The sequence below is a fragment of the Methylobacterium sp. E-005 genome (genome assembly GCF_022829725.1).
In the GTDB taxonomy this organism is placed as follows: Bacteria; Pseudomonadota; Alphaproteobacteria; order Rhizobiales; family Beijerinckiaceae; genus Methylobacterium.
Genome location: NZ_JAKSYG010000132.1, coordinates 1 through 25,469, shown reverse-complemented (window position 1 = coordinate 25,469; position 25,469 = coordinate 1). Strand labels below are relative to the sequence as shown.

Annotated in this window: 16 protein-coding genes and 2 pseudogenes; 7 read left to right on the top strand and 11 right to left on the bottom strand. The window is 69.5% G+C overall.

What is annotated here, in order from left to right:
• From MKK88_RS15115 to MKK88_RS15085, 7 genes are all read right to left on the bottom strand, one after another.
• On the bottom strand, nt 1-1,184 hold a 1,184-nt coding region (locus MKK88_RS15115), incomplete at its 3' end, for a family 16 glycosylhydrolase (protein ID WP_244001033.1).
• A 666-nt stretch (nt 1,185-1,850) separates the two neighbouring features.
• Nucleotides 1,851-3,632, bottom strand: a complete 1,782-nt coding sequence (locus MKK88_RS15110) for a glycosyltransferase family 61 protein (RefSeq protein ID WP_244001031.1) — start codon at nt 3,630-3,632, stop codon at nt 1,851-1,853.
• Nucleotides 3,633-3,651: 19 nt separating this feature from the next.
• Nucleotides 3,652-5,424 (bottom strand): glycosyltransferase family 61 protein, encoded by a 1,773-nt coding sequence (locus MKK88_RS15105; RefSeq protein WP_244001029.1) that lies wholly within the window; start codon nt 5,422-5,424, stop codon nt 3,652-3,654.
• A gap of 47 nt (nt 5,425-5,471) precedes the next feature.
• Nucleotides 5,472-6,581 carry a DegT/DnrJ/EryC1/StrS family aminotransferase gene (locus MKK88_RS15100; RefSeq protein WP_244001027.1) on the bottom strand — a complete coding sequence of 370 codons (1,110 nt, stop codon included), beginning with the start codon at nt 6,579-6,581 and terminating at the stop codon, nt 5,472-5,474.
• A 177-nt stretch (nt 6,582-6,758) separates the two neighbouring features.
• On the bottom strand, nt 6,759-8,024 hold the full coding sequence (locus tag MKK88_RS15095; RefSeq protein WP_244001026.1) for an HlyD family type I secretion periplasmic adaptor subunit: 1,266 nt from the start codon (nt 8,022-8,024) through the stop codon (nt 6,759-6,761).
• Nucleotides 8,025-8,121: 97 nt separating this feature from the next.
• Nucleotides 8,122-9,876 (bottom strand): type I secretion system permease/ATPase, encoded by a 1,755-nt coding sequence (locus tag MKK88_RS15090; RefSeq protein WP_244001024.1) that lies wholly within the window; start codon nt 9,874-9,876, stop codon nt 8,122-8,124.
• Between the two features lie 651 nt (nt 9,877-10,527).
• Complete coding sequence (locus tag MKK88_RS15085) at nt 10,528-11,172, bottom strand: acetyltransferase (protein WP_244001022.1); 645 nt, start codon at nt 11,170-11,172, stop codon at nt 10,528-10,530.
• A gap of 258 nt (nt 11,173-11,430) precedes the next feature.
• Here MKK88_RS15085 and MKK88_RS15080 point away from each other — a divergent pair, with 258 nt between their 5' ends.
• The 7 genes and pseudogenes from MKK88_RS15080 to MKK88_RS15050 all read left to right on the top strand — a co-directional run bounded on the left by MKK88_RS15080 (nt 11,431) and on the right by MKK88_RS15050 (nt 19,988).
• Complete coding sequence (locus MKK88_RS15080; protein ID WP_244001020.1) at nt 11,431-14,103, top strand: glycosyltransferase family 61 protein; 2,673 nt, start codon at nt 11,431-11,433, stop codon at nt 14,101-14,103.
• Nucleotides 14,100-15,107, top strand: coding sequence for an NAD-dependent epimerase/dehydratase family protein (locus MKK88_RS15075; RefSeq protein WP_244001018.1), 1,008 nt, complete (start codon nt 14,100-14,102; stop codon nt 15,105-15,107). Before MKK88_RS15080 ends, MKK88_RS15075 begins: the two co-directional genes overlap by 4 nt.
• Nucleotides 15,108-15,187: 80 nt before the next feature.
• Nucleotides 15,188-15,826, top strand: a pseudogene (locus MKK88_RS15070) (DedA family protein); the annotation flags it as partial.
• 579 nt (nt 15,827-16,405) lie between these two features.
• Nucleotides 16,406-16,843, top strand: a complete 438-nt coding sequence (locus MKK88_RS15065) for a hypothetical protein (protein WP_244001016.1) — start codon at nt 16,406-16,408, stop codon at nt 16,841-16,843.
• Nucleotides 16,844-16,905: 62 nt separating this feature from the next.
• Entirely contained in the window at nt 16,906-19,290 is a 2,385-nt protein-coding gene (locus MKK88_RS15060) for a glycosyltransferase family 2 protein (RefSeq protein WP_244001014.1), read from the top strand.
• Nucleotides 19,291-19,411: 121 nt separating this feature from the next.
• Nucleotides 19,412-19,699 carry a type II toxin-antitoxin system RelE/ParE family toxin gene (locus tag MKK88_RS15055; RefSeq protein ID WP_244001013.1) on the top strand — a complete coding sequence of 96 codons (288 nt, stop codon included), beginning with the start codon at nt 19,412-19,414 and terminating at the stop codon, nt 19,697-19,699.
• Between the two features lie 4 nt (nt 19,700-19,703).
• Nucleotides 19,704-19,988, top strand: coding sequence for a HigA family addiction module antitoxin (locus MKK88_RS15050; protein ID WP_244001011.1), 285 nt, complete (start codon nt 19,704-19,706; stop codon nt 19,986-19,988).
• A 49-nt stretch (nt 19,989-20,037) separates the two neighbouring features.
• Here MKK88_RS15050 and MKK88_RS15045 read toward each other — a convergent pair whose 3' ends face one another.
• From MKK88_RS15045 to MKK88_RS15030, 4 genes and pseudogenes are all read right to left on the bottom strand, one after another.
• Nucleotides 20,038-21,684, bottom strand: coding sequence for a GDSL-type esterase/lipase family protein (locus tag MKK88_RS15045; protein WP_244001009.1), 1,647 nt, complete (start codon nt 21,682-21,684; stop codon nt 20,038-20,040).
• A 9-nt stretch (nt 21,685-21,693) separates the two neighbouring features.
• A complete protein-coding gene (locus MKK88_RS15040; protein WP_244001007.1) occupies nt 21,694-22,959 on the bottom strand; it encodes a hypothetical protein in 1,266 nt (421 codons plus the stop codon).
• 77 nt (nt 22,960-23,036) lie between these two features.
• Nucleotides 23,037-24,407 carry a discoidin domain-containing protein gene (locus MKK88_RS15035; RefSeq protein ID WP_244001005.1) on the bottom strand — a complete coding sequence of 457 codons (1,371 nt, stop codon included), beginning with the start codon at nt 24,405-24,407 and terminating at the stop codon, nt 23,037-23,039.
• Between the two features lie 14 nt (nt 24,408-24,421).
• Nucleotides 24,422-25,469 (bottom strand): annotated as a pseudogene (locus MKK88_RS15030) (glycosyl transferase); the annotation flags it as partial.

Genomic DNA, 25,469 nt, shown 5'->3' with positions numbered 1-25,469 from the left:
GAGCCCTGGGTCAGCCTGGTGAAGTCCGCGGTGGCGACGGACGCCACAGTGTAGGTGGCGCTGTAGACGTAGAGGTTGCGATCCAGGCTGGCGGTGCCGCCCGAGTCGTCGTTGAGGAAGTTGACCGCGACGGTGTGGCTGCACGAGGCCCAGTCGCCGTTCACCGTGCTCGCGTCCGATTGCCCGCCCGCGTGGGATGCGTAGGCGGTCACGACGCCGCCGACCTGCGTGCCGTCCACCGAGATGGTGTACTGCGCATCGCCCAGATAGGCATCCTCGCTGATGTGCAGGAGCAACTGGTCCGACCCGGTCCCGATGCTCGTCGACGTGGGCGCCGAAACCGGTGCGGAAAAGTTTGCGCTGGTTGCGCCGTAGAGCCCCGGATCGGCGCCGTCAGGAGCCGACACGGTGCCTTGGGTGACCGCTACTGCGTTCGAGCTGTTGGAGTAGGCGCGGATGTAATCAATCGACGAGGAGATCGGCTTGGCCGCTGCGTCCGCCCCACTCTGGGTGGCGAGATTGGCCACGAGATACATCGGGCCGGTCATGTCGCTCGGCGTCGCCTGCGAACCGACGAACTTGCCATCGACGTAGAAGCTTATCGTGTCCTTTTCCCAATCCATCCCGTAGGTGTGATAGCCGGATGCGTTCGCAAGCTCGCTGTAGACCTGCCGGTTCTGCTGCCAGGGGATGTCCGGGGTCTGATCCGTCGTGTGGATCGTGCTATAGACGCCCTTGTCGTTGTCTCCGTAGTGCTCGACGATGTCGAGTTCCTGCCAGCCCGGCAGGTTGTTGGGATTGGCCGCCGGCTTGTCGGGCAGCAACCAGAAAGCATCCCATGCGCCCGGCATGTTGGAGAAGTCAGCGCGTACCTCGAAGTACCCATAGGTCTGCGAGAAGTTGCCCTGTGTAGTGATCAGCCCCGACTCCCAACTTCCGGGATAACCCGAGGCGGTCTTGTCGGGCACAGCGGTGATGGTCAGCGCACCACCTGAGACCTTGAAGGGATCGTAGCCCGAAGCGGGGTCGACGAACGAGGAATGTCCGAACCCAATGTCAGAGTTGGCGTCGTAGCGCCATTGCGAGCGGATGTCGCCCCACGTCGTACTGCCCGCTGCTTGGGAGATGCTGCGTGTGTTGAACTCGTCGTCAAACGTCAGCTTATAGCCCGACAAATTAATCATTCATGCCCCCATCAGCGGCGGTGACAAGGTGCAATGGACCAACGGCATCAGAAATGGGGGTTAGTGCCGCACCTCGGACTTGATCGAGGTCAAGATACTGTAGCGCAGACGGTTTACTTGCGGCATTAAGGTGGTGCCCGTCGGTTTGATTGATATGCGTATCACCACCGAGAGGGCTGATCAGATCGGACGTTCGGATAGCTGCGTGCTGAGCCATAACGAATTTGGTTTTGATCTGAGTTTAGAATTTGATCGACCGTATACACCTAAATATTAAGCTATAGTTAACTTGGGGGCGGGTGACAATGCGAATAGCGTCTCAGCACTTTTCACGCCTCAGTAGCATACATTCACTCACTCAGATGGCCGACGAGCTAGCTGCCGGATGCGCGACCTCTCGGCGCGTGCGGCAACCTTGAGTGTTTCTGGGAGGGCTTCGCGGTCAGGTGGTTTGGTGACGGACTTGGCGCGTTCGGGTTTCCTCTGCTGCGAGCCGACATCGCCCCGGGAGGGCCATAGGAGTTCCTGCGCCTGCTGATGCATATCGCCACCCCGTCCGGATCGATGAAGACGCTCGCCGTCGAGGACGATTTCTGCGTCCTGCCCATCCATAAGGTGTACGCGGGGGCGGGAAGTCCGGCCTCCGGCTGAGGCGCCGAATCCAGATCATGGGGTGACCGTCACCGCCTCCAGGGCTCGCCGCATCGTCGCCGGCGGCACCCGATAGTTCGCATGCATCGGATGGACACCCTCCGCCTGCAGCGTCGTTCCGCGCACGAACAGCAGGCGCGCGCCGCTGGACTCGACGAAGCTGGTAAAGCCCCGGAAGTAGAATTCCGGGCTCTCGTGGGCGAGGGCCACGACCCGGGCGCCCGGCCGGCAGAAGATGCAGTTGATCAGGGCGGAGCTCGCCGACCCGACGATGATGTCGGCGGCGTGGTACATCTGCACCTGCTCGGCGAAGGTGAGCAATTCGGGCTGGACGACCTCGAACCCGTGGGGCTGCAACGTCTCGACGATCTCCGCCTCGTTGACGAGCTGGCGCTGCGTGAACCCCCGCCGGGACAGGATGATGCGCCGCCCGGTTCGCCGGAGGTCGACCCCATCGGCGGCGAGCCGCGCGAGGATCCTGTCCCGTACGGCGGCGAGGATGTCCTGGGGCCAGATCGCGTCGTAGATCGGAAGCCCGGGCCGGGTATCGAACGGGAAGAAGGCCGGTACGGGCGCGAGGCCGAGTTCGCGGAACCGCGTCGCGACCGGCGGCAGCGTCACGATCGGCCGGTCGCGGCTGTCCATCAGGGCGATGATCTGGCGGTGCGTCTCCGGCATGCCGTCATCGACGCAGATCGGTAATCCCGAGGGGCAGGCGGGATCGTTGAAGCACAGCATGCGGGGGACGAATTCGAGCAGCCAGTGGCCGTACTGACGGCTCTGGAGCCCGAACAGCATCAGGCCAGCGTCGATCTCGCAAATCTCCGATGGCGCCTCGACCAGAGCGCGTCCGGGCCCCCAGACGGCCGTCATGATCTGACCTGGATTGACCCCGTCCTTGATGTCGGCGACCCCGCTGAGCGGATGGGCCGCGAGGTCGTAGATCAGATGCTCCCCGCGGAGCACGACGTTGCTGCGGGGGAAGGTCAGGCAGTTCTGGAAGAACGCCACGTATTGTGGCGGCGCGTCGGGGGTCCCCGGCTGGGAGGTCAGCGGGATCGGGCCATCGAGGAACGTCACCGCGGGGTCGGCGATCCTGCGGCCGGGCCGCATCTCGTGATAGCGCCCGTGCCCCTCCGCGGCGTCCTGTCGGGCCGAGACGATCTCGTAGATGCCGACCGGGCCGAGGCCGACGATCGACCGGGTGCTTTCGTGCAGAACCACGGCCTCCTCGTGCCGGTCCGCCTCCGCCAGGGCGTTCATCTGCAGGATGCGCAGGTTCCGGATTTTTCGGCTGAGGCTGTCGCCGTCTACCGTTGCGAGGCCGGCATCGCCGCCGTTGAGGTCGTAGGCGAGGCGGTAGCATTGGACGGCCGGCTCCGCCCGGCCGCGGCACTCGTGCTCCCAGCCGAGCTGCAGCAGCCGCCGGGCCACCTCCTGAAGGACGGCCGAGTTCTTGTCCCGCCTCCGAAGCTCCACGACAAACGCCGACGCGTCGTCCCAGCGTTCATGGCCGATGAAGTCGCGCAGGCGCGCCACGTCGGCGACCTGGCGCCAGCGCGAAGGATCGTGGGGGTCGATCGCGGTGGCGAGTTCGTAGGCGCGCGCCGCATCGCCGAACTGGCCGCCGCCTTCGAGCCGGAAGCCGAGGGCTTCGAGGTGCCGCAGGGTCGTAGCCGCCTGCGGTCCCGACGGAGGTTCCGCGGTGAGCAGGGCGGCCAGCCTCTCCAGCTGCGCCGCTGCGTTGCCGCTGTCGATCGACCGGACGAGGTCGAGGAAGGTCGCCGTCGGCCGCATGTCGCCCCGTCCCCGACCGCTACGGGCCGACGCCGATGCGCTCAAGGCCGCGCAACACCTGCTGCGTCGTGACCGTGTAATTGGCGTGGAACGGATGGGTCTTCTCGCCGGGCACCGTCGTGCCCCGGATGTAGAGGACCTCTGCTCCGCTCGAACCGATCATGCTGGTGTAGCCACGGAAATTGAACGACCGGTTTTCGTGGATCAGCGCGACGACGCGCGCCCTGTCGTTGCAGAAGATGGTGTTCGTCATGGCCGAACTCGCGGAGCCCACGATCACGTCGGCCGAATGGTAGAGGGCGATCTGCTCGACGAAGGAGAGCTTTTCCGGGTACACGACTTCGAATCCATAGCGCGCCAGGGCGTTGATGATCTCGGCCTCGTTGACGAGCTGGCGCTGCGTGAAGCCCTTCCGCGACAGGACGATCCGCCGCCCGGTGGGCCGCAGGTCCACCCCCCGCGCCATGAGCCTGTCGAGCACGGCGCGCCGCATCGCGCCGAGAATGTCCTTCGGCCAGACCGAATCGTAGACCGGCACGTCCGGCCGAGCGTCGAACGGGAAGAAAGTCGGGACCGGGGCGACCCCAAGTTCCTTGAAGCGGACCGCCTGCGCCGGAAGCGGGAGGATCGGCCGCCCGCGCGTGTCGAGCAGCTCCACGATCTGTCGATGCGTCGCCGGCATGTGATCGTCGATGCAGATCGGGAAGCCTGCCGGGCAGGCGGGGTCGTTGAACCACAGCATGCGCGGCACGAATTCCAGCAGCCAGTGGCCGTAATTCTTGCTCTGGAGCCCGAACATCATCAGGCCGGATTCGAGGCTCCGCACCTCGGCTGGCTCCTCCACCAGGGCGCGCCCGGCCCCGTAGACGGCCGTCATGATCTGGTCGGTGTTCTTGCCGTCCTTGATGTCGGCGATGCCGCTGTCGGGGTGCGCGGCGAGGTCGTAGATCAGGCGGCTGCCCTGGAGCACGATGTTGCTGCGCGGAAAGGTCAGGCAGTCCCTGAACCGGGCGACGTATTGCGGCGGGGCGTCCAGGGTGCCGCAGACGGAGGTCAGCGCCACCGGGCCTTCGAGGAAGCGGATCTCCGGTTCCGCGATCCGGCGGGCGGGCACCAGCTCGCGATAATCGCCCTCCCCTTGCGCGGCGGCCTGGCGGGCGGACATGATGTCGTAGATCCGCACGGGTCCGAGCCCGAGGGGCCCGCGCGTCCGCTCGTGCAGCGCCTGCGCCTCCGCGTGACGGCCGGCCTCGGCGAGGGCGGTCATCTGCAGGCTGCGCAGGTTCCGGATCTTGCGTTCCAGCGTGTCGCCGTCGACCGTGAGCGGACGTCCGCCCAAGCTGTCCCGCGCGATCCGCGCCAGCAGGTAGCAGCGCACCGCGCCCTCGGCTTCCCCGGCAAGTTCGTAGTCCCAGGCGATCTGGACCAGCGACGGGTCGTCCTGCCCACGGTCTCCGATGGCCGCCTTGGCCTGCCGCAGCGCCTCCAGGAGATCCTCGACGCCGTCGAAGGCCTGACGCCGGCACCGGTCGACGATGCCCGTCCGGATGGCGGCGAGGTGGTACTGCCCGGCCCGCACGCGCGAGGCCTGGGCGGCGAGCCCGTAGGCACGGGCGGCCAGATCGAAGCTGTCCTCGCCCTGATACCGGAACGCGAGGGTCGCAAGGTGCTGCGCGGCGGTCTCGGCGCGCGCCTCCGTCAGGGCCGTCAGGGCGCCTTCGATCGTGTCGAGGGTGGCGGCGCCGTTCGTCCGGTTGGCCTGCGTCAGGATTCGCCGAAAGTCGTCCCGCATCGATACCGACCGTTCCTTCGCGCGATCCGCCGCGCCGTCCCGAGCTGTCAGCGCGCCGCCAGCGCCCGTTCCACGCAGGCACAGACCGCGCCGATCTGATCCCGGGTGATCGCCGGGAAGAACGGCACCCCGATGGCGCCGGCGGCGACGGAGGCGGTCCGCGCGAGGCCGTCATGCCGGCAGGTCGCGAAGGCGGGATGCGCCTGGCAGCCGGTCCCGTACCAGCGCCGCCACTGGATGCCGGCCGCGTCGAATGCCGCCGTCACCGCCTCGGCGGTTTCGGGCTCGAACAGCGCGTTGACCGTCATGGTCAGCCACTCCGTTCCGAAGCCGGGCTGCATGCGCACGCCGATGCGCTCGAAGGCTTCGCGATAGGCGAGCGAGGCCTCCCGCAACTCCCGGATGCGTACCTCGAGGCTGTCGAAGGCCGCCAAGCCGATTGCCGCGTCGTATTCGGAGATCCGGAAATTGCCGCCGCGCACCTCCGAGACCCGGCTGCTCGCCGAGAAGCCGAAGCCGGTCATCGCCGTGGTCTGCGCGACCAGATCGGTGTCGGTCGTGAGGATCGCGCCCCCCTCCCCGATCCCGAGCGCCTTGGTGGCGTGCAGGCTCACACAGACCGGCTGCGCGCCGACCCGGGTGAGGTTCAGCGCGGCGGCGGCGGCATCGAACACGACCGGGATCCCGTGCGCCGCCTCGAACGCCTCCCAGGCGGGAATGTCGATCGGTGCCCCGAACGGGCTGACCACCACCACAGCGGCGACCTCGCCTTCGGCCATCGACAGCGCCCGCGCGGCGATGGCGGGCGTCAGCGACAGGGTCTCGGGGTCGACATCGGCGAAGAACGGCTCCAGGCCGACATTCACCGCCGCGTGCGCGGTGGCGATGAAGGTGTAGCCGGGCATCAGGCAGAGCCCGCCGCGCCGACCGGCGATGCGGTAGCGCAGGGCGAGTTCGATGGCGCTGGTGCCGTTGCCGGTCATCGTCGCGGCGACCGGCGCGCCGCCGGCGCGCTCCGAGACGAAGCCGCAGAGCTTGGCCGTGAATTCGCGGGAGAGCGGGCCGTAGTTGCTGTAGATGCGGGTTTGATCGATCCGGCGCAGATACGGGACGATCGCGTCCGTCTCCGGCAGGCTTGGAATGAGCACGGGGATCATCGTCGCAACACGTCCTGACTGTCGGCCGCCACCATGCTCATCCGCATGCTCGGGTGACGCGGCCCGCTATACATGGCCCGACATGAGCGCGGAAGGCGCCCGGCTCCGAGGGCGCGCGATGCGGGGCCCGCAGCTTCGGACGGGACGCGGGTCCCCGATCCGGTCCGCCGCCCGCCTTCAGCGCTCGCGCCACGCCTTGGCGATCTGATCGGTCAGCGGCTTGATGAGATAGCTCAGGACCGTGCGCTCGCCGATCTGCAGATGCGCCTCGACCGGCATGCCCGGCACCAGACGGACCGTACCCAGCCGCGTCTGCTCCGCGCCTGAAAACCCGATCCGCGCCGTGTAGTAGTTCTGACCGGACTTCGGATCGCTGCTCACATCGGCGGAGACGCGCGTCACGGTGCCGTCGATCTCCGGTGTCGTGCGCACGTTGAAGGCGGGGAAACGCAGGACCGCGCTCTGCCCCTGCCGCACGCTGTCGATGTCCTGGGGCTGGATGTGGACCTCGACCGTGAGGCGATCCGCGTCCGGGACGATCAGCATGACCGGCTCGGACGGCGTCACCAACCCGCCCACCGTGTGCACGCTCATCTGGTGCACGATCCCGTCCTGCGGCGCCCTCAGATCGACCCGCTTGACCTGATCCTCCGCCGCCGCCCGCTTCTCGACCAGTTCCGACCACTTGCCGCGAATGTCCGCGAGGTCCTTGCCGACCTCGGTTCGCATGTCGGCATTGATCTGCAGGCTCTGCAGAGTGGTCTCCGCGACCTTGCCCCGCGCCGATGCGATCGAGGCCGTCAGCTGCCCCCGCTCGCCCTCCAGCCGCGCCGCGTCCCGCTCAAGGACGGTCATCCGGGACAGCGGCACGAGTCTCTTGGCGTAGAGATCCCGCAGGCCGCTCAGCTCGTCCTGGATCAGCCGGATCTCCCGGACCTTCGACGCCACCTGCTGGCTCAGGCCGGCGATCTCCTCCTTGAGCTGCGCCGCGCGTTCCGAGAGCTGCGCCCGTTGCCCCTCCCGGCTGGCCAGCCGGGCGGAGAACAACCGGGTCTCGCCGTCGAGCAGCGTCTCGACCTCCGGACTGGTGCGGCGGCGTGCCTGCAGGTCGCTCGGAAACACCACGCTGGCGGCGCCGTCCCGCTCCGCCTCGCACCGCGCCCGGCGCGCGGCGAGTTCGTCGAGCGCCTTGCGGGTGATGTCGAGGCCGGCCCGGATCTGCGTCTCGTCGAGGCGCACCAGGATGTCGCCGGCTCGAACCCGGTCGCCGTCCTTGACCAGCAGCTCTCCGACAACGCCCCCGTTGGGATGCTGCACCTTCTTGACGTCAGACTCGACCATGAGGCGGCCCGGGGCGATCACGGCGCCGGCGAACGACGTCAGCGCCGCCCAGCCGCCGAGGCCCGGCACCAGCGCACAGGAGAGCGCACCCGCGAGGATCATCTGGCGGCGGATCGAAGCCCGCGGATGCGATCGCGGTCGCGCCGCCGTGGAACGATCGGAACCGAGGGGCCCGGGGGCGAAGGCGGTGACCGACATGTCAGGCGCTCTTTCGGTGCTGTTCCCGGTGTTGTTCCGCGCGCGCCACGTCGACGGGACGCGCCACGTCGACCGGACGCGAGATGCGCCTGAGCACCTCTTCCTTCGTCCCGAAGGCCTGCATGCGGCCATCGGCCAGGAGGAGGACGAGATCGACCGCGGCCAGCGCACTCGGGCGATGGGCCACCACCACGCAGATCCCGCCCCGCGCCCGGATCCCGCGGATGGCGTGCGTCAGCGCGACCTCGCCTTCGGAGTCGAGATTGGCGTTGGGCTCGTCGAGCACCACCAGGAATGGATCGCCGTAGAGCGCCCGGGCCAGTCCGACGCGCTGGCGCTGGCCGGCCGAGAGGCCGGCGCCCCTGTCGCCGAGCCGTGTCTGGTAGCCCTCCGGCAGGCGCAGGATCATCTCGTGAACCCCGGCTGCCTTGGCGGCCGCCACGATCGTCAGGGCCTTGGGATCGGTCTGAAAGCGGGCGATGTTCTCGGCCACGGTCCCGGCGAACAGTTCCGTCTCCTGCGGCAGGTAGCCGATATGCGGTCCGAGGTCCTCGGCCGACCATTGGTCGAGCGCCGCGCCGTCGAGGCGCACGCGGCCGCGCAGCGGCGTCCAGACGCGCACCAGCGCCCGCACCAGACTCGACTTGCCCGAGGCCGAGGGCCCGATGATCCCGAGGGCCTGGCCCGCCGTGAGCCGGAAGCTCGCATCCTGCACCGCGACGAGGTGCGTGCCCGGCGGCATTATGCTGACCGCCTCGACCGACAGCGTCGCCCGGGGTGCCGGCAAGGCCAGGGGCTGAGAGGCCGCGGGAAGTTGGTGCAGGGCGAGCGACAGCCGTCGCCAGCTCTGGCGGGCGGCCACGAATCCCTTCCAGTTGGCGATGGCCAGCTCCACCGGTGCCAGGGCGCGCGCTACGAGGATCGATGCCGCAATGATGCTGCCGCCGCTCGCTTGGCCATTGATCACGAGCCACGCCCCCAGGGCCAGGACGCCGGATTGCAGCGCCATCCGGCAGGCCTTCGACATCGCGCTGAAGCCGCCCGCGATATCGGCGGTCCTCTGCTGGGCGTCGATCTGGTCGTGATGCGCCGCCTCCCAGCGGCGGCACAGGGCACCGTGCAACCCCATGGCGGCGACGACCTCGGCGTTACGCCGCGCGGCCTCGAAGAGCGCGTGGCGCTGCGCCGCGTGCTCGGATGCCGCGCGGCTCGGCCTCAGCGTGGTCCAGTCGGTCAGCAGGGTCAGGCCGGCCAGGAGCAGCGCGCCGCCGATCGCGACCGCGCCGATCAGCGGGTGAAACAGGAAGCAGAGCGCGATGTAGGCCGGCAGCCAGGGCAGATCGAACAGGGCGGTGGGTCCGGTTCCGCTCAGGAACGCGCGGATCTGGTTGAGATCGCGCAGGGGCTGGCCGGCCTCCTCGGGCTGAACCCCGTACAGGGGCGCCCGCACGCTCAGGTAGAACACCCGCGCGCCGATATCCGCGTCGAGCGCCGTGCCGATCCGGGCGAGGATGCGCGCCCGCAGAGCCTCGAGGGCGCCCTGGGCCATGAACAGGACCAGCGCCAGGATGCACAGGCCCACGAGGGTCGGGATCGAGCGGCTCGGGATCGCCCGGTCATAAACCTCCAGCATGAAGAACGAGCCTGTCAACGTCAGCAGGTTCACCAGCCCGCTGATGCCCGCGACCCCGGCGAAGGCGGTCGCGCTGCGACGAAGCGCGGCGCTCAACTCGGGGACTTGCCGGCTCTGACCCATGCCCAACCCTCAGGTCAGCACGCTGCACAGGGGGATGTGCTTCATCGTGCGCCTGAGCATTCTGACCGTAACCGACGCTGCGGCCGCATCAGGATGCTCCATTTCGCTGGGTCCATCACCCCAATGATATGGTTAACAATTTGCTAATGGCCGATCTCGATCGGCTCGACTTGATTAAGGTCGTACAGCCGGCGGTTTGGTCATTTAATCCTTTGATTGCAGCCCGGATGGCCGGCCGCTCAACCTTTGACCACGCCGAATATCGGAGGGACTCGACCGTCCCATGCCCGCGTCCGCGCTCGGTCACACCTATTGCGAGGCGAAGCTCCGCGCTGTGCAGCTGGTGCCGGACACTGGCCCCCGCGCAGGTGCGCGATCACCGCCGTCTCAGCCCTTCGACCCGGCCGGCCCCCTCATGGAACGGCGTCGAGGCTGAGGGGCACAGGCCATCCCCGGCGCCCCCTGTTTTCGCCCCTGCTGGCAGAACCCGTTGCTGACCATCCATTCGCTGCCGCGGGCACCCATCTGATGAGCATCCATGACGTGATTGTTCGGGATGGTCCTGATCGCGCCCTCGATGAGGGAGAGCATCGGCGGCCGAGGCGCGCGCAACACACAGCGAACCGGCAGGACTGAGAGCCGTGTCGAATGTCAGACGCGCCGCAACGGCCGCGCCGGATTCCCGAACACGGTCTGGCCCGGCGCCACGTTCCGGATCACCACGGCGCCGGCCCCGACCACGGCGCGTGCGCCGATCCGGATTTTTGGGATCACGCAGGCCCCCGTGCCGAGGAAGGCGCCCTCCCCCACCCGGACATGCCCGGCCAGATGGACGCCCGGGCTCAGCGTGGCGAAATCCTCCAGCACGTCGTCATGGGCCACGGTGCAGCCGGGATTGATCAGCACGTGCTCGCCCAGCCGCGCATCCGCCGTCACGGAGGAATGCCCGAGGATCACCGCCCCCGCGCCGATCCGGCTGCTGCCACCGATCAGCACCCCGGGATCGATGATCGAGGTGAAGCGTGCGCCGATCGCCTCCCGCAGATGCGCGGCCGCCCGGGCCCGGGGCTCCGGCTCGCCGAGGGCGACGACGAAGTGCAGATCGTCGGCGCCCGCGAAGGCCCGGACATCCCGGACCACCGGCCGGCCGCGGAAGGTCTCCGGCGCCTCAAGGCCGGGATCGACGATGCTCGCCTGCAGCGCGATCGATGAGCCCTGCGCGTTCAGGCGCTCCAGGGCGTCGACGATCTCGCGGGCGAGGGCGCCGGCACCGTACAGGACGAGGCGGACCGTCATCGCGCCGTGGGCCGCGATCGGCTCCGGCTCGGCGCTGGCGGCTGTCTGCCGCCCGGGCGAACGTCCATGCGCGGGATCCCCTGCCTGGGCCTTCCTGGCTGTCGGGGCCCTGCCCTACACGAGTCTCCGCGGGCTCTCCAGGGGCGATGCCGTTGGATCGATGCCTCGTCACGGTGCCCAGGTTCCAGTAGACCGCCGGCATCGGCGCGCCGCGATCGGGCGCCAGCGGGCGAGGGCGCGCGGAGGGTTGAGACGGATATGAGGCCGGCGGAAACGTTCATCGACCTGATCCGGACGATCAATCGCGACAACGCCGCGGATGTGCTGAAGCGGCTGCGCGCGCAGGCCGCCATCGCAGATCACGCCGACCCGGACATCGCCCGGGTCCGGCGGCACCTCGAGACGCTCGCGTTCCGGCTGGAGGGCGAGGAAAGGCTCGGCGCCGTCGCCGATACCTACGACCTGATCGGCTCGATCGCCCCCGAGGAGCGCGCGCGCTGGGCCCTGGCCGCCGTCAGCGCGCGGCTGCGCGATCTCTGCGAAAGCGGCCGCTACACGGAGGCCACCGCTGCCGTCTCCGAACTGCGCGCCGGGGGCGATCCCGCTGCCATTCGCGAAGGTCTTTCCACCCTGCTGCGGCTCGGCTGGATCGCCGAGTGCGGGCAGGAGCCGGAAATCTGCGTGCAATGCTACCGGCTGGCCTACGAACTGAACGGCGGCGACGACGGCGTCACCACCGAGGACGGCTTCGCCCTCAGCACCAAGGTCCGGAACCTGCGCCGGCTGCAGATCGATGCCCTGCTGGCGGAGGGGCGCTACGCGGATGCGATCGCCCTGCACGAGCCGACCCGCCACGTCTACGGTTCCGGACCGTTGCGCGCCTACGACATCGTCACCGCCGCGACGCTGGCCGCGGGCGGGGGCGCCACCTACACGGAAATGCGGCCGCGCCGCCGGATCGCGCCGCCCGACCTCCGCTTCTTCGAGCGGCCCCCTGCCCTGACCTCCGAGCCGGGCGAGCTCGACATGCCGCCGCACTACCTCGCCTTCCTGGACGGCGCCCACGCCTTCCCGCGCAGCAACGTCGTCATCGCGGGCGACACGCTGGTCTACGACCTCGCCGCGCATCCGCGCCGGCCCGACATCCTGCTGCAGGACGGGGTCAATCCCGATCAGATCATGATGGCCGCGTTCGCCGGGACGCGCGCCCTCGTGGAGGTGCCGGAGGATCCGCACCGGATCGAGGCCGGGCTGATGATGTTCGGCCTCCAGAGCCGGAATTACGGCCACTGGTTCTGCGAGTACGTGCCGCGGATGCTCTGTTACAACGATCCGCGCTGCCCGGACGGGATCCCGCTCTGCATCGACGACCACATGCCCCCCTCGCACGAGGAGATCCTGCGCCTGCTCGATACCCGCGACCGGCCGGTGATCAAGCTGCCGCCGAGGCCCGTCGCCTTCGGGCGCCTCGGGATGGCGCCGCCGCCCGCCTTCTTCCCGTTCGAGATGAAGCCGGGGCGGCCGGTCTACGACGCGATCTGGCCGGCCGACATCTTCGCGGCTGTCCGCGAACGGATCCTCGCGAGCGCCCGGGCGCGCGGGGTTCTCTCGGACCGGACCGACCGGCGGCTGTTCATCTCGCGCAAGGCCTTCAGCCAGCGCGCCCTCGTCAACGAGGCGGAGATCGCCGAACGCCTGACACCCTTGGGCTTCGAGGTGATCTACCCGGAGACGATGTCGTTCCTCGAACAGGTCGAGGCGTTCCATTCCGCCGCCCTGGTGATGGGCTCGTCGAGCTCGGCCCTGAGCAACGCGCTGTTCTGCCGGCCGGAGTGCCGGATCCTGGGCCTGATCCACGAGGAATTGGCGTTCAACTTCCGGGGCTATGCCAGCTACATCGAGGTGGGCGGCGCCCGGATCCTGTTCCTGCGCGGCCAAACCCTCCACCGGCCGGGCGTGCACGCCTTCCACGTGAGCTACAGCGTCGATCCCGCGAAGGTCGTAGCCGCGGTGGCGGCCCTCGAAAACGAGGTCGCGACGGGCGTACGGGCCGGCTTCCCGCCGCCGTCCGCGGACGACCGGCCGATCCGGGTGCCGGATCGCGATACCAAGCCGCCCCGGCACCCTCCGGCGGACGCGCCCGCCCGCGTCGATCCCGACCGGCTCGCCCGCGTCAGGACGCTCGCGGCCGGGCCGCACGCAGATCCGGGGGCCGGCCTCTGCGCCCTGGAGGCGGTGGCCTACGTGGCCGGGGAGCCTCATTCGGACTCGCCCGCCTGCGCGTCGCCGAGCCTCGCCACCTTCCTTCGAACCTGGGGTGATCGCCTGCCGCAGGACGAACGCGATGCCCTGATCCTGCCGCTCGTCCCGCGCCTCGTCGGCACGCGCGGTTCGGAGGCGCTGGAGCGCCGGCGGGTCGCGATGATCGCCGATTGGCTCGTCCGCACCCACCTGCCGGCGTGGTTCCGCCTCGCCAAGCTGAACGTGGAAGGCGACGCGCTGGCCGACCGGCCGGCGCTGACCGATAGCGCCGACCTCGCCGCCTGGTGCGATCCTCTGGAGCAGGCCCGCAAGCGCGCGAAGGTCGCGAATCTCACCCTGCGGCAGACGGGGGCCGCCGTCCGGACCGCGGCCTGGGACGCGGCGCACCAGGCCGCCTGGGCGGCCATCCGGGGGGATCTGGAGGCTGCCGGTCCGCGGATCCTCGCCGCCGGCTGGGACGCGGCCTACGCGTCCGCCTATGCGGCGACCCGGGCCTACGGGAAGGCGCCGCTGGAGCCGACCCGGCAGGCGCTCCAGGAGTCTGTCCTGGCCCTGGTCGAGCGCATGATCGCGGTGCGCGAGACGGATCCGTCCGAGCCGGACCGCCCGCCGGCGGACGCCCCGTCGGTCCACGAGACGGCTCGATCCGGCGCCGAACACCACCCATGAGCGACACTCCGCAGGGCACGCGGCCGGTCGATCCCCCACCGGCCCTGTCGGGGCTGCGCTGCCTCGTGCTGGGTGGCAGCGGCTTCCTCGGGCTGAACCTGTGCAACCGCCTCGCGGAGGCGGGGGCCGAAGTCACCTGCTTCAGCCGGAGCCACACCCAGCCCGCTTTGCTCGACCGGCGCGTCGCCCGGGTGACGGGCCAGTTCGCCGATCGCCTCGCCATCGCCAACGCGGTCGATTGCCAGGACGTCGTCTTCCACCTGATCGCCGGGTCGATCCCGGAAAGCTCGAACCGGGATCCGTCGGCGGAGCTCGCGGCCACGCCGATCGCCACCCTGCACCTGCTGGAGATCTGCCGCTCGGCCCGGATCCGGAAGCTCGTGTTTGCGTCCTCCGGCGGCGCGATCTACGGCGTCCCGGGCGCCATCCCGATCCCGGAACGGGCGCCGACCGATCCGATCTCGGCCTACGGCATCGGCAAGCTGATGATCGAGAAGGCGCTCTTATTGTACCGCCATCTCCACGGGATCGATTACCAGATCCTCCGGATCGCCAACCCGTACGGTCGCTTCCAGCTCGGCGCCAAGCATCAGGGGCTGATCGGGAGCTACATCCACCGCGTCCTCACCGACCAGCCGCTGGAGGTCTGGGGCACCGGCGAGGTCGTGCGCGACTTCCTCCACATCGACGATGTCAGCGACGCGTTCCTGGCCGCCGTGACCTATGACGGGCCGCACAAGGTCCTGAACGTCGGCAGCGGCGTGGGCCTGAGCGTCAACCGAATCATCGCCGCGCTCGAAGCGGCCTTCGGGCGGGACCGCCTGCCCTGCGTGTACAAGCCGAGCCGGGCCGCGGACGTGCCCGCCAACGTCCTCGACACGGCGCTGGTCCGGTCCGAACTCGGCTGGCAGCCGCGGGTCGCGCTGCGCGCGGGGCTCGTCGACACCATCGCGTGGATGCGGGCCTATCTGGCGGACGCCGCCGGTCAGCACCGCGAGACCTGACGCGTCCCGCCCCGGAGTGGCCACGATTGTCGGCGACAGCGCGGCGTTCCGATCCGCGCGCCGATCCGCGAGGAGACCGCATGTCCTTCCTTCACGATCTGCCGATCACCGACCTGATCGCGCATTACGGCTACATCGCCATCTTCGTCATCATCACGCTGGAGAGCGCCGGGCTGCCCCTGCCCGGCGAGACGGTCCTGCTGACCTCGGCCGCCTATGCCGGCAGCACCGGCAACATCAACATCGCCCTGGTGGTGGCGATCGCCGCGATCGCCGCGATCCTGGGCGACAATGCCGGCTACTGGGTCGGCCGCCGCTGGGGCCTGCCGCTGCTCCTGCGCAAGGGTCACCTGATCGGCCTCGATCACGGGCGGCTCAAGCTCGGCCAGTACCTGTTCCGCCGGCACGGCGGGAAGATCGTGTTCTTCGGTCGCTTCACCGCGATGCTGCGGGCCTACGCGGCGGTGCTGGCCGGCGTGAACAAGCTCGACGCGCGCCGCTTCTTCGCGTTCAACGCGCTGGGCGGTGTCGCCTGGGCGTCGATCATGGGCTTCGGCGCCTATCTCTGCGGCCGCTCGATCGAGAACGTCATGGGGCCGGTCGGCCTCGGGCTGCTGGCCTTCGTGCTGCTCGGCGCGGTCGCGCTGTGGCTGTTCATGCGCCGGCACGAGGCGCGCCTGATGGTCGCCGCCGAGGAAGCGATCCCGGGGCCCCTGACCGAGGGCCTCGAGGCTGACCTGCCCCCGCGGGCGCAGGGCGGGGCTCAGGCGGATTTCGAGAGGCAGGTCGAAGCGCTCCTCGCGAAACAGAGTCCCGGCCAGGCCCAGACCCGCCCGCCCGCGACCCGCCCGCCGGAAGCTCTGCCGCTCTGGTTCAAGATCCCGGTCATTCTCCTGGCGTCGGTCGTCGGCATGACGCTCACGTCCTGGTATTACGGGATTACCGGCGGCCTTTACGGTCGCGTTGTCGGCCATGTCAGCATCGTCGGCCTGCTGCTGATCCTCCTCGTGCCGGCCGTCCTGCTGACGGTCGTCGGTTGGCGGCTGAGATACCCGGGATCGTCGACCGTCGCCCGGGACGAAGCCGAGGGCGGGGTTCGATTGGCCGCCTGAACCGCCCGAGCGCATCGGTGTTCGACCCCGCGCCAGCGTTTGGCGTCCGGCTGCGGACCCGGGCGCAGGGTTGACCGGTCGGGAGGCCGATCGTATCACCCCGCCTCACCCGACAGGGGGCATTCTGTCGCGCCGGGTTCCGGCCGATCCTGCCCATGGCCGTGCGCGCACGGCTCGTCGGACGTCGTGGCCGAGACGGAGCCGACCTTGGGCGAGGACGTGGAAGCGCTGCGGGCCGAACTCGCCGAGACGCAAGCCAGGCTCAAGGAGGCGCAGGGCGAACTCGCCCGTCTGGTCCGCCTGGCTGAGGCCGATCTCCAGCGCCGCCGCCCCGGCGAGCAATCGAGCGTCGTCGCCTCCTCGGTGCGCCGCCCCGCCGCCAAGGAGGTCGCGGCCCGGATCGCCCGGTTCGCGCATCTCTATCGCGAGGCGGCCGCCGCCACGCCCGATCGCGCCCCCGTCGTCCCGGAGGCGACGATGCTCGAATGGCTCGAGACCTCCGGGCTGTTCGACCGCCAGTTCTACCTCGCGTGCAACGACGATGTCGCGAATGCCGGCGCGGACCCGACGCAGCACTATTACAATCACGGCTCCGAGGAAGGGCGCCTTCCCAGCACCCTTTGAGGGTCCGGTCTGGGAGGCGGCGCGCTGACGCGCGTGCGAGCGATCTGCGAGGGATCTGACTGATGCAGGACGGTGCAGGAGAGGCCGCACCCGCGCTCGAGCCGTGGCAGGACGATTTCGCGACGATCTATGCCAGCGGCCTGTTCGATCACATCTGGTACGCGACCCGCTATCCCGAGGTCGGCCTGACCGACCTGTCGCCCCTCGAACATTACGTGAAGTACGGCGCCCGCCTCGGGCGCCAACCCCGGGCCGACTTCACGGCGCCGCCGGACGAGACCTTCGACGGCAGCTTCGCCAATCCCTTCGCGGCCTGGGTTCGGGCGCGGGCCGAGACGCAGCCCGCGCCGGCCTGGAACCGGCCGGTCGTCTCCGTCCTGTGCATCACCTACAACCAGGCCTCGTTCATCCGGCAGACCCTGGACAGCATCCTCGGGCAGGCGACGGATTTCCCGTTCGAACTGCTGGTCGGCGACGACCGGTCGAGCGACGGCACCGCCGAGATCATCGCCGACTACGCCGCGCGCCATCCCAACGTCGTGGCGGTCCTGCGCCCCGAGAATCTCGGGCCCAACAAGAACTTCGCCGATCTCACGTCCCGCGCCCGCGGGGAGTTCGTGGCGATCTGCGAGGGCGACGATTACTGGACCGATCCGCGCAAGCTCCAGAAGCAGGTCGATTTCCTGCGGGCGCGCCCGGAATTCACCCTCTGCTTCCATCCGGTGCGCGTCGTCTACGAGGACATGCCGGGGGTCGAGGAGATCTACCCGAAGCAGTGCAGCCCGCAGCCGTCGCTGTCCGACATCGTGGCCCACAACTTCGTCCAGACCAACAGCGTGCTCTACCGCTGGCGCTATCACGGCGCCGAGGCGTTCGTGTTCGACGAGGGCATCGCCCCCGGCGACTGGTACGTCCACCTGATGCACGCCGAGGTCGGGCGCATCGGCTTCCTGCCCGCGGTGATGGCGGTCTACCGCAAGCACGCCGCCGGCATGTGGGCGACCTACGCCACCGAGCTCGCCCGGCACAAGAAGCTCGGCAATGCCGAAATCGCGTTCTTCCGCAAGCTGCGCGGGCATTTCGGCGGCCGCTACGCGTCGGGCTACGCGGCGTCGCAGAAGGCGATCTTCCGCCGGCTAGCCGAGGCCTATCTCGACGAGGAGGACGTGCCGAGCCTCGGGCGGCTGATCACGGCCAATCCCGACATCGCCCGGGATGCCCTGAGCGATATGGGCCTCGACGCGCCGGACGACCTCTCCGGCGAGCCGGAGGCTTTGCGCGCGTGGCTCTTGGAGCAGCTCACCGTCAGCGTCATCGTCACGGCCTACAACCACGCCGCCGATATCGGCCGCTGCCTCGACGCGATCCTGCGCCAGCGCGGCCTGTTCCGGATGCAGGTGGTGATCGGCGACGACAAGTCGACCGACGGGACGGCCGGGATCGTCGAGACCTACCGGGCGCGCGATCCGGAGCGGATCGTGGTCCGCCCCCGGCCGCAGAATCTCGGCATGCTGCGCAACATGCAGGATTGCCTCTCGGCCTGCACGGGCCGCTACGTCGCGTTCTGCGAGGCCGACGATTACTGGCTGTCCGACCGCAAGATCGCCCTGCAGATGCGGATGCTGCGCAACGATCGCAAGCTCGACATGTGCTTCAACTGGGTGCTGCTCCACTACCCGGCGACCGGCTCCTACCTGCCGCACGACGAGCAGGGCCGCTATCCGACCGGCACGATCAGCTTCCCGGTCCTGGCCAACTCCCCGCTGACCGCCAACTTCTCCTGCTGCTTCTACCGCGCCGAGGCCCTGCGCCGGGTGCCGGCGGCCTATTACGAGAACGCGGCGGCGGCCGACTGGCTGATGAACCTCTACGTCGCCGACAAGGGCCGGATCGCGTTCCTGCGCGAGATCCTGTCGGTCTACACGGTTCAGGAGAAGGGCCAGTGGTCGGGCCTGCCGGAGGAGATCAAGAACGCCCGGATCGCCCAGTATCAGAAGCAGTTCGCCGGGATTTTCGGCGAGGGGCGCGGCTTCGAGAAGTACGAGGTCGGCTGCACCATCGCGGCGCTCGACGGGGAACTGCCGGATTCCTTCGCCCGCGCCAATCTCGAAGCTCCCCAGGACCGGGTCTGGGCCGAGATCCAGGACGGTCAGGTGGTCCTGTCCGGCTGGGTCGTCTCGGCGAGCCGCGCCAGGGTGACGCTCGTTGCGGACATCGACGGCGAGATCCAGCGCATCCCGGTGGATGTCCACCGGCCGGACGTGATCGCGGCGGTGCTCGGTGACATGCCGACCACCATGGACGAGGCCCGCTGCGGCTTCCGCTTCACCCTGCCCTACGCGCTCCACCTCGAAGTGCTGCTCTCGATCGAGGTCGAGCACGCGGTGGTGCCGTGGCTGTCGGTGATCTTCACGCACCGGGTGAAGCGGGCGGCCGACCGGGGCTGATCCGATCCCGCCCGCGTCAGGGCGGCGGCTCTGCCAGCATCCCAGGAACGGAAAGCCGTCTGGAGCGGTTGCGCTTGTCGGTCAGTATTGATACGTTATACGTACAACGTATCGAACGTTGATGATCCAGAGTTTCGCGGACAAGGCGACGGAGGCGCTCCACCTCCACGATTCATGTCATCGGCAGTGGCGCCCCTTCAAGGCTGCTGCCGTGCGCAAGCTCGACATGATCGACGCCGCAGCCTCGTTGGGTGACCTGCGATCACCGCCCGGCAATCAGCTGGAGAAACTGAGCGGAGACCGAGACGGACAGGGGGGCATCCGCATCAACGACCAGTGGCGCATCTGCTTCACGTGGGGCGACACCGGACCCGAGAACGTCGAGATCGTGGATTGCTACAGAGGATAAATCCATGCCCCGCCTGCGTACGCATCCCGGTGAGGTTCTCCGCGAGGAGTTCATGGTGCCGCTCGGCCTGAGTGCCAATCGCCTGGCGGCTGAGATCGATGTCCCCGCCAACAGGCTCAGCGAGATCCTCCGCGAGCGCCGCGGCGTGACCGCAGACACCGCGCTTCGCCTTGGCATCCGGTTCGGGACGACACCCCAGTTCTGGCTCAACCTTCAGACCGCTCACGACCTCTCGCATGCGGAGGCCGCGGCGGACTTCTCGAAGGTGCAGCGCTACGAACCGGTTTGAGTGGTCCTGACGTCGATCGCGATAAAGTCTCGGCGTTCACCAAATCCCCTCAGCGTTCCCGGCCGCCGAGGAGGCGCTTCACTCGCGCGAACGGCGACCGCGCCCGGGCGCGCTCCAGGGCGCCGCGAATCTCGCCCGCCAGCCGCGTCGCCACGATCTCCCGGGCGGGATCGTCGTAGTGGACGATGTCGTAAAACGTCCCCTCCTCCCGGTCGCGAAAAATCCCGCTGACATCGAGGGCCGTGAAGGTCCGCCGGTAGGGGCGCCGCGCCGCGAGCGCGGCCGTGAACGCCTCCAGCTTGGCGTATTGGCGGTCGAGATAGGCCAGGAACGCCCCCGAGGCGACGCCGCGCTCGACCTCCGTCAGATGGCGCTTGCGCAGGACCGTGGGCTGCAGGACGCTCACGATCGGCACCGCGTGATCGTGGGACAGCTTGGTGAGGCGGTGCGCGGCGCGTTCGTAGTGGTGGACGATGGCGTCCTCCCAGCCGGGGCTCTGCCAGCCCACCTCCGCCCGCAGCCGCTTCAGCTCCTCGTAGATCAGCGTGATCAGCGCCTCGTAGGACAGGCCGTCCTCCCGCGCCCTTGGGTCGTGCGTGTCGAAGAAATGGTCGTAGAGCCGCTGCGTGATGAACGCGTTGTAGGGGTGGCCGGGCCGGGGATCGTAGGTCCAGGGCTGGAACAGGTCCGTACTGCCGCTGAGGACGACGATCGCGTCGGGGCTGTAGGTAACGAGACGCGACCAGATCAGGTGGGTCATCTGGGTGAGGCAGCTCGACATCACCCCGAAGTTGTAGACCTTCGCGCGAGGCAGTCCGTCCGCCCGGAGGATCCGCTCGATCCGCCCCGGCAGGGTGTTGGCGATGTCGCCGCCATCGATCGTGGTCGAGTCGCCGACGACCAGGATCCGGGTCTCGCCCTCGGGCTTGCGCTCCACGATCGGGGTGGCGTTGAGGAAGCCGTCGGCGTCGAACGGGACGCCGTAATGGCTCGCGCCGGGCTTGCCGGCGAACTGGATGAACGGGCTCGGATAGCGCGTGTTCGAATCGAGATAGCCGAAATGGTGCAGGAACTTGCGCCGACGCGCGGCATCCTCGGTCTCCGGCGGCGCCCAGATCTGCTCGACGCCCGGGGCGGTGAGTGCCGCCATCATGGCCGCCCGGAGCGCCGCGCTGCCGGCGGCGTTGAGGTGGAGGCCGTCGTCGCTGAAGGCGGGCCGGAGCGCCCCGGTCTCGCCCGCCAGCACGGCCTCGTAATCGATGAACAGCGCCCCGTAGTCGCCCGCGTGCGCGCGCAGCCACGCGTTCACCGCGCCGATGAGCGCGACCGGGCGCCCGGCCGCTGCCGGCGCCGCCGGATCGACCGGCGGGATCGCGCCGACCCAGGTCCGGACATGGAGGTCGCGCGCGTCCCGCAGCATGGCGGTGAGGTCGGCCACGATACCGTCCAGCGAGACCGCGCGACCGGGGGCGAGGATGTCGTCCCGGCCGCCGATCAGATGGAGACCCTTCGCGCCGTAGAGGGCGATGTCGGAGCGCAGCCGCCGTGCCATGTCCCGGGTGGACTGGCCGGCGATCCCCCGGGCGACCGTCTGGGGACCGGAGAACAGCTTTGGCGTCTCGGCGGTCAGATCCGCGGTCAGGGAGTCGCCGAAGAACAGGATCGGCCCGAGGGGGAACAGAGGCTTATCCGACACCAGGGCCGCTCATGCGCTCTCGGTCGCGGCACCGCCGGCGGCAAAAATCTCGATCCCGTCGAGGTGCAGGTGCTGCTCCTCGTCGAGATCGATCTTCAGGTAGCGCAGCTGAGCCCCGTCGAAGCGCAGGTGTAGGGGCAGACCGGGATGGCAATGCGCATCCACGGCGTCGAAGACCAGCCGGTACGCGTCCTCGGTCTCGCCGAGCCAGACCCGCATCAGCTGCGCCCGCTCGCTGAGCTGCCCCCAGCGGTTGTAGATCCGGATCTCCGAGACGCGCATGACGGCGCCGAGATCGAGGACGAACCACGGGTCGCGCTCCAGCGCGGTGTGGAAGAAGAACGACGGGTCGCCGGTGGTGCGTTCGCCGTGGATCCCGGTCGTCCCCGACCAGGGTGAGGCGGAACTCGCCGTCCAGCTCTTGCCGAGCGCGATGTTGGCGGAGGGTCGCGTCGCCACCAGCGTGTCGGTCTCCAGTTCCTCGATCAGGGTCCGGATCTGCTTCGAGGGCTGCCGCAGCGGAATGATCTCGAGGTCGAGCTTGTAGATCAGGTTCGACAGGATGCTCTGGTCGAAGCGGTGGTCGATGAAGCCGTCGAGGTCGGGCAGGCCCATCGCGTTCGGCATATCGGTGACGACCCGGGCGTCGCCGGCATAGCGCAGCCACTCGGCGACGAGGTGACGGGTCGTGGGGCTGACCATGAAGGCGATCCAGGTGGCCTGGATCTGGTCGGCATCCCAGTAGCGCTCCGAGTCGCACTCCATCAGCACGAAGCAGTCGCGCTTGGTCCAGGCCCGCTGCGGCTTTCCGTGCAGCACGCCGACCGCGACCCGGCGCTCCGAGCCGGCGAGCCACGTCAGCAGCGGCGCCACCGGCGGCATCGGATCGTCGCCGATCGCCTGCATGCCGGTATCGGTGAAGACGATGAAGTCGCCGTCGCGCCGCTGTTCCAGGGCCTGCGCGATGATGTAGGGCTTCCACGCCCAGTTTCCGGCACCCCGGGACCGGTCGAGGATCTCGCGATGCGCTCGGTAGTACGGCGTCTCGCGTAAGCGATCGGGCGACCAGCTCTCGATCGTGTCGAAGTCGCCCGTCGCCGCGGCGGCGGCGGCCAGCCGGCGCTGGGTCTCCACGTAGTGATACTTGGCGGCGAAGCTGACGAGGGTCGTGTGGCGCGTCCGGAGCGGGCGCCGCAGCCGCATCAGCACCTCGGCCCGGTGCATCGGATAAGCATTGACCTGCAGGGTCTCCGATGGCTGGTCGGCGCTGGCCATATGTATCCCCCGGCGAACGAGCGGGGTGCTTGTCCCCGGTTTTGGCATCCTGGGCAAGGCGGCGTGGTCGGCCGTGATCAGGCGTCGTCGAAGACGAGGTGCTCGGCCGGGTAGTCGAGCATCAGGGCGCGCCGTTCGGGCGAGTTGTCCCACTCCCCGACCTTCGTGTAGCCGCCGGCCACGTCCAGCACTTCGACGACCCGGCCGATGGTCGGGATGCTCTTGAAGTGCTGCGGCCAGCCGGAGGCGAAGTAGAAGACCTGCTCGACCCGCTCGGACAGCTGGCAGACCCCGGGTCCGAAGGTGCCGAGCCCGAAGACGAGGTAGCGGCCGTTCATCAGCGCCGCCACGTCGTCGATGAGCGTGCCGCTCTGCGTGGTCAGCGGCACGCCCAGTTCCGCGATCCAGGCTTCCAGGACCGGGATCACCGGGTTGAGCCGGTTCTCGAAGACCATCTTGATCCGGGTGATGCGGCCCTCCGCCAGCAGCCGCCGGATGACCATCTGGTAGAAGGCGAGGGGCGGCTGCGGGTAGGTCGGCGCCACCCAGGTGCTGAAGATGTCCCCCGAGCGGATGTGGATCAGCAGCTCGTCGTCGGGCTTGGCGGGGATGTCCTGCGGCAGCCGGCTGAACAGGGGCCGGATGCAGCTGCGCACGATCTCCCGGGTTTCCTCTGGACCCAGCGCGCCGGCGAGCTGCTGGATCCCGAGGTCGAAATACATGCCCGACAGGAAGGCGCCGTCCGGCGGCAGGGGCTCGGAGCCCGGAATGAAGGTGAGGCCGCCGCAGGTCAGCGGGCCGGTCAGACCGATCACCTCGCTCCGGTCGATGGACGGGAGCTTGATGACTTTGAGGTTCAGGTTCCGGGCGATGCTGATGGCGAGCAGGCACTGGATCAGGCAGTTGCCGAAGGCGCCACACTCGTGGAGCGCCAGCCCCACCAGGGCGCGGGACTGGGGCTGCTCGGCGCTGACGAGGCGGTAGGCGACGTAAGGGTTTGCACCGGGCCGCTCGTCGATCATGTCGAAGGGCACGCCCAGCAGGTGCCGGAACGTGATGAGGTCGAAATCGGCCTGATCGCACAGGATTCGCAGGGCCGGCAGGCTGCCCCCGGCGGCCGCATCGTGGGCGACGCGGACATGGCGCGCCCAGGCGCCCTCCCCGGGGGCGAGGGACAGGAGCGCCCCCACCTCGGTATCCCGGCTCTCCGCGATAGCCGGCTCCCGCCAGACCTGCCCATCATCCGACAGGGCAAGAATCGGAGGCGCACCGGTCCCGCCCTCGATGCCCACGGCCCGAATCGGAAATCGCCGACCGAGGTCGATCTGAAGCCAGCGGCCGGGACCGGCCTCGCCCGTCTGCGCGGCCCCGTCTGGCCCGACGACGGCGACCGGCCGGCCGTGGGCGACATCGACACGGCCGCGATGATCGCTCTCAGTCACGGTCATGGGGGCGTGTCCCGTCATACGGTGTCCGCTGCGTGAGGGGACCCGATCTCGGCCCGCTCGGGGGCGAGGCCGTAATAGGCGCCCATCAGGTCGTCGTAGGCGGCGGCCTGGATGGTGGTGCGGGTGCGGCCCGGCGGCGGTAGCGGGATCGCCAGCAGGCGGTCGTTGCAGGCGGACGGATCGTCGGCCAGGGCATAGGGCAGGCGGTGGCCGTCCGGCTCGGTGCGCAGCCGGTCGGCCGGGGCGCCGAGGTCGAAGGCCGCCACGGGAAGCCCGGTGCGCAGCGCCAGCGTCAGCGCGTCGGAATACGTCTCCGGCCAGATCGACGGCAGCAGGATCAGGTCCGCCGCGACGTGCGTGACCAGATCGAGGATCTCGTCGTCCTCCCAATGCCGGCCGGCTTCGGCGATCTGAAAGGCCGCCTCGGCCTCCCGATCCAGGGTCGGGTCGTCGGCGGAGTAGCGGCCGGTCTGGGTGACGCCGGCGCGTTCGAGGCCGCCCTCCAGCGCCGGGTCGCAGAAGCCCGCGATCGTGAACCGCAGTGGCAGATCGCGCGCGCGCGCATCCAGCGCCAGGGCCTGCAGCACCAGCCCGCCTTCGGGCATGCTGATTCCGCCGAGCACGGCGACGCGGTGCAGGCGTCCCGGCCTATGCAGCGCGGTGGACCGCACCCCCCGCTCCGGCTCCGCGTGCGGCCGCACCGTGATCGCCAGATCCCGGTACACCCCCGCGATCCGGCCCGCCGTGTCGGCCGACGGCGCAAACACCCGCGTGGCCCCCCCCAGGAACCGCCCGAACGTGGCCCGCCGCTCGCCCGGATCCGGCCCCTCGAACCCGTCCGCGTCCCGCGCCAGACAGCCCCGGCATTCGGCCACCGCCGCCCCCCCGCAGTCGCGCCCGCCCGGCCGCACCAGATGGTTGCGGTGGCACACCGGCGAGGAGTCGCGCAGCGCCCAGGCGTAGGGCTGCCCGGCGCCCGCCACCACGTCCATCAGCGCGCGCGCCGCCCCCCAGCGCAGCCCCTCCAGCGCGTGCACGTGGCTCAGCCGCGGCGCCAGGGCC